The sequence below is a fragment of the Kitasatospora sp. NPDC057198 genome, assembly GCF_042670125.1.
Taxonomy (GTDB): Bacteria; Actinomycetota; Actinomycetes; order Streptomycetales; family Streptomycetaceae; genus Kitasatospora.
Genome location: NZ_JBHUWH010000532.1, coordinates 1 through 5,051 on the forward strand (window position 1 = coordinate 1; position 5,051 = coordinate 5,051).

A 5,051-nucleotide genomic window follows, 5' to 3' on the forward strand; every position below is an offset into this window, starting at 1 on the left:
CCTCGGAACGTTCCTAGGTGGTCTGCGGCGCTTCGGGCCACCGCCTCGTGTAGGGCGGTGACCGGCTCACGTACTCACGTTACGTAGGCCGACAGGTCATCGGCGGCGGATCAAGGCCCATCCGGCGGGGCTGGTGAGGCCGACGAGGCCGGCAGCGACCCAGCCGGCCTGCGGGTGCAGCGTCCACGCGGTCAGGGCCCCGTGGGCGAAAGCCGCGAGGTCCTGCCAGGTGACCGGCCGATCCGCCATCGGGGCCGGGTTCGCCGCTGGGGCCGAAGCCGGGGACGGCGGGGCCAGCCGCTCCAGGTAGGCCGCTAGGTCTCCCCAGGTGACCGGCTTGTTGGCCTCGAAGGTGGGCGGCGTGAAGCCTGCGGGTTGTGCCATCATGGGCAGAGTTCCAATCTCGCGCGTGGTTAAGAGTCCGGGCGAATGCGGAGCTCGCGGGTCGCTCTTGCCAGAGGGCGACCCGCTTCTCGTGGGGCGATCTTAGAGCCCGACTTGACGCCGTGCCAACTCCGGAAAGTCAAGATACGAATCGTTCCAGCTCCGGGCTTCGCGCGCTCTGTGATTCGATCGCCGATAGGCGCTCTGGGTGATCCGCAGCGGCTCCACCGAAGTACTGTCTCCATCGTGCGCACTCGGCGACGGGTTCCCGCTGTGCATAGTTTAGTTGCTCGGGGGCGACTGGAGGATGGTGCAGGTGGAGACCACTAGTATTATTTTAATTCATTTCCGAAGGGGACTTGCCGGAGCGGTATTCGCTTTTCGATACTTCGAGTTTAGATAACTGGCCGCGATCTGGGTTGTCGACCTTGGAAGATAACCACATTGAGAGTGTGCCGATTGGTTTGATCCTCAAGGGGCTAAATAATTTACACTGGCGTCGTCGCGTAAAGCTCCGACTTTTTGGCCGGAATCCCTGGTTTCATGCATCAATTCCTCTTCGCTTCCGCGGGCTCGAAGCGCCGTTGACCTGGGGTTTCGCGTACGGTCGCTCCGTGGGTAGCCGTCGCGGTCGCCGTCCCGCCCTCGATCTGGAGGTGGAGAAGCGCCTCCTGGACGCGGTGCGCGCCGACGTGCCCGTCAGCGACGCTGCGCCGATGGCCGGCATTCACCCCAGCACCGTGTACCGGTGGCTGGAGCGCGCGGAGGAGGAGCAGCGGCGGCGCGAGGCGGGGCACCGCGCACGTGCGGTGGAGCAGCCGTTCCGCGAGTTCCGCGACGGGTTCACGCGGGCGCGTAGCGAGGGCAAGGCGCAGTTGGTGCTGCTGGTGCGGAAGGCGGCCACCGGCGGGCAGGTGCTGCGGGAGCGGGTGCGGACGGTGCGCGATCCGGAGACGGGCGAGCGGGTGGTGCAGACGGAGCGAGACTTCGCGCAGCCGGACTGGCGGGCGGCGCAGTTCCTGCTGGCGTGCCTCGCGCCGGAGACGTTCGGTCGGGCGGCGCAGGCCCGGATCGAGGTGGCGCCGGCGGGCGGCGGGGAGCTGCCGGTCGAGGCATCCGGTCGTGGGGATGTGGTCGACCGGCTTGCCGCGCGGCTGTCGAAGATCCGGGAGGACATCGCGGCGGAGCTGGCCGAAGAAGTCGAGGTGGTCGACGCCGAACTGGTGGACGGTTCGGACTTCTGATTCTTCAACTCCCTTGTTCCGTAAGGCTGTTGTCTGGTTTCTGCCCCTTGGTGAGTGTGGGCGCAGCCGGGCCTGAGGGGGTCCACAGGGCAAGGGGGCAACTGGCATGGCGAGCAAGGATGTTGAACTCGGACGAGCAACCGCAGTCATCGCGGAACGGGTTGCCGCTCGACTCGCCGCAGCCGACGGAGAGCTCAAGTCCATCGGCCTCGGGGCACTGCCGGACCATGCCATCAACGGTGGCATCCTGGTCAGCGCCGTTCCCCACCACGTGCTGAACGCAGCCCGGGGGCAGGTCTCCACCACACTGGCGGCGATCTCGCGCCTGTGGGCGAAGGCGAAGCAGGTCGTGGCGATGCACTCTGACATGGCCTTGGAACTGTGGACCTACAGGCTCGGCACCTTGCCCGGCCCGTTGTTCCGCAGCCTGGGCCGGCTCTCGAACCCGATGGTGGTGTTCGCGGAGCCGCCGACCCTGGAGATGTCGATGGGCAACGGCGGCCCCGGCAGGCTGCTGGCGGTCCTGTTCTGCGGACGCACCGGACCTACCGGGCTGATGTGCTTCACCGGCGACCCGCGGATGGACGAGGTCGAGGTGGCGATGGTCTGCGAGCCGCTCTCGCAGGACGGCAGCCCGTTGCCCCCACCGCCAGGCAGCCCGGTGCGGGACATGGAGTTCGTGCACCTGTCGATCCCCCTCGGCCGGGACGAACGGTTCACCGTCGAGGGCCTGGCGCTCCGAACCGCCCGCAGGAGCGGGCGCAAGGAACCCACCCCCGCACAGCGCGCGATGGTGCTGCGGGCGCTCCAGGTCGCCGTCTACCTGTGCTCCTCGAAGGCCGACCTTCAGGTGCCCGCCTCGAAGGAAGAAGCCGACGTGTCCGCGCGGCGCGGCAAGAGCGCCAAACCCGGAAAGCAGCGCCGCTGGAGCAAGCCGGAGAACTTCCTGCGGATGGGCTGGCGGCTCGGACCGCGGTTGAAGGCGGCCCGGGAGCAGACCCGAACAGCGGCGGCGCGGCGCAGCGGGAAGGGCGCGGGGGGCAGGGGCGGGTGGCGGCAGTACCCCCACCAGCGCGGCGGCCACCAGAAGATCGTCTGGTGCGGGCCGGGGCGGAGGATCCCCGACTCCCGGCTGATCGCGCCGTACTGGGTATCGGAAGACCTTCTGAACGCCGATGGTGAGGCCCCGGAAGGTGTCATCCGCCCTACCGCGTAAGGGTGTTGTCGGAGTTCGGCGCGGGTGGGGAGGCTGGAGCAGTCCGCCCGCGCCGGGCCGCCGCACCCTTCATCTCGGGTCGGCTCTGGGGGAGCGGGGCAACGCCCGGTCCTGTCCTGTCCCGGATGGCCCGCTCCGCGCCGTCCGGGAGAAGGGGTGACGGGCCGTCTGCATCCCTCCCGGTGGCCGGCGCGGGCGGACGCTCTGTTGCCGAGCCCCGCCGCGAACGGGGCCCCCTGGAGGACACGATGACCACCCGACCCGACCTGAGCTGGCTTCCGCCCGGCCTGGGCACCCGCCCCGTCGACCTGCGGCGCGGCCTGCCGATCCCCGCCGTCAACGTCCACCCGGACGGCGCGGTGGACTTCATCAGCATCAACAGCGAGAAGGCGGTGGAACTCGCGGTCACCGGCCGGTGCGCGCTGTGCGCGCGGCGGATGGGCGGCCCCGTGGCGTTCCTCGGCGGCCCGAAGGCGGCGGAGGCCGGTTTCTACTCCGACCCGCCGATGCACGAGGAGTGCGCCGAAGCGGCCCTGACCCTGTGCCCGCACATCGCCCGGCCCCACGTCCGCCGCGCCAGCGAGCGCCGCCGGGAGCACGACGCGACCCACGCGGTCGGGTTCTCCGACGAGAAGCCCAGCGAGTGGGTGCTGCTCGTCTGCGACGGATACGGCTCCACCCTCGCGCCCGCCGTGGACGGCGGAGTAGTCCCGATCTTCGTGGTCGGCGACGTGCTGCGTGTGCGCCGATTCGGCTATCAGGAAGGCGCGTTGGCGGAGATCACCGAGGAGTGACAGCGCGACGTTAGGTCCCGGCCCGGCCTAGCGTCCCGGCACCCGACCAACCCGACCGGGGGAGGAACCCGTGCCGAACACCACCCGGGCCGACCGCGGGCGGGAGGCGAGCCGATGAAGCTCGTCTCCCGCTCCGCGTGGGGTGCAGTCGCCCCCACCGGCTCCTACACCCGCATCAGCTCCACCAAGGGCGTCAAGATCCATTGCGAGGGCTCGGCCGTGCCGGGGTCGCTGGCCGGTGACCACGGCCGGTGCGCCGGCCACGTCCGCGACATCCAGCAGGCGCACCTCAACGACCCGAAGGAGGGCTGGATCGACATCGCGTACTCCTTCGTCGTGTGCCCGCACGGCTACGTGCACGAGGGCCGCGGCCTGCACGTGAAGAAGGGCGCGAACGGCAACCTGACGCTCAACGCCGGCCACTACGCGGTGTGCGCGATGGTTGGCACCTCCGGCATCACCTCGCCCACCGACGAGATGCTCAACGGCCTGGTCGACGCCATCGAGTACTGCCGGGCCCAGGGCGGTGCCGGCAGCGAGGTGCGCGGCCACCGCGACAGCTACGCCACCACGTGCCCGGGGGACGAGCTGTACGCCTGGGTGCAGCGGGGCGTGCCCAGGCCCGGCGGCTCCGGGCCGGCTCCCGCCCCGGCGCCGCCGTCCGGCTCGACGTCGTCCGCGCCACCGTTCCCCGGCCGCGTCCTGTGGCTCGCCCAGCCGATGATGCACGGCCTGGACGTGCAGAGGGTGCAGGAGCGGCTGATCGAGCGCACCTGGAGTGTGGGTCCCGACGGTGCGGACGGCTGGTACGGGGAGCGCATGCGGGCCACGGTCGTCGCCTTCCAGCGCGACTCCAGCGCCAATGGCTGGCCGCTGGCCGACGACGGCGAGGTCGGGCCGCTGACCTGGGCGGCTCTCTGGGACCGGCCCGTCACGCGCTAAACCAGGGCGACCTCCTCGACGACGGGGATGCCGGGGCCGGCGGAGGGAGAGGCTGCGGCCTCTGAGGGGAACTGCGTCGGGGCGTCCGGGCGGTGGGGGCGGCGGTGCCGGGGTCGGTCAATTCGGCTTCGGGGTGGTCGTGTTGAGCGACCACCCCGAGCCTAAAGTTACCTGTGTAATCTTATTTGACCTAAGTCTGTTTTGTGCGAGGCTGGTCCTGCCAGCCGGGGAAACGCGAAGCCCCGGCCAGACGAAGGAGACAGTCAGATGACCGAAACCACCCCCGCCGAGGCCCCCGCCGCCGAGGCCCCCGCCCGCACCCGTCGCGCGCTGACCCTGCGCCTCGACACCCGGACCGTCGTGGCCCTCGGGCTCGCCGGAGCCGGGTTTGTCGCCGGGTCGCTGATGGTGGACCGCACGGCCGCCCCGGCGGTCAGCGCTCAGGCCCAGGCCCCGGCCCCGGTCGTGCCC

Annotated in this window: 6 protein-coding genes; 5 read left to right on the forward strand and 1 reads right to left on the reverse strand. The window is 70.6% G+C overall.

What is annotated here, in order from left to right:
• Positions 1-96: 96 nt before the first annotated feature.
• Positions 97-384, reverse strand: coding sequence for a hypothetical protein (locus tag ACFUEL_RS34815; protein WP_380241429.1), 288 nt, complete (start codon positions 382-384; stop codon positions 97-99).
• Positions 385-836: 452 nt separating this feature from the next.
• Between ACFUEL_RS34815 and ACFUEL_RS34820 the strand changes: the two genes are divergently transcribed.
• From ACFUEL_RS34820 to ACFUEL_RS34840, 5 genes are all read left to right on the forward strand, one after another.
• Positions 837-1,628 carry a hypothetical protein gene (locus ACFUEL_RS34820; RefSeq protein WP_380241431.1) on the forward strand — a complete coding sequence of 264 codons (792 nt, stop codon included), beginning with the start codon at positions 837-839 and terminating at the stop codon, positions 1,626-1,628.
• A 106-nt stretch (positions 1,629-1,734) separates the two neighbouring features.
• Positions 1,735-2,844: a hypothetical protein gene (locus ACFUEL_RS34825; protein WP_380241433.1), complete on the forward strand. Its 1,110-nt coding sequence runs from the start codon at positions 1,735-1,737 to the stop codon at positions 2,842-2,844.
• A gap of 248 nt (positions 2,845-3,092) precedes the next feature.
• Positions 3,093-3,638, forward strand: coding sequence for a hypothetical protein (locus ACFUEL_RS34830; RefSeq protein WP_380241435.1), 546 nt, complete (start codon positions 3,093-3,095; stop codon positions 3,636-3,638).
• A gap of 114 nt (positions 3,639-3,752) precedes the next feature.
• A complete protein-coding gene (locus tag ACFUEL_RS34835) occupies positions 3,753-4,580 on the forward strand; it encodes an N-acetylmuramoyl-L-alanine amidase (RefSeq protein ID WP_380241437.1) in 828 nt (275 codons plus the stop codon).
• A gap of 267 nt (positions 4,581-4,847) precedes the next feature.
• Positions 4,848-5,051, forward strand: a 204-nt coding sequence (locus tag ACFUEL_RS34840) for a hypothetical protein (RefSeq protein ID WP_380241439.1), incomplete at its 3' end; no start/stop codon positions are given.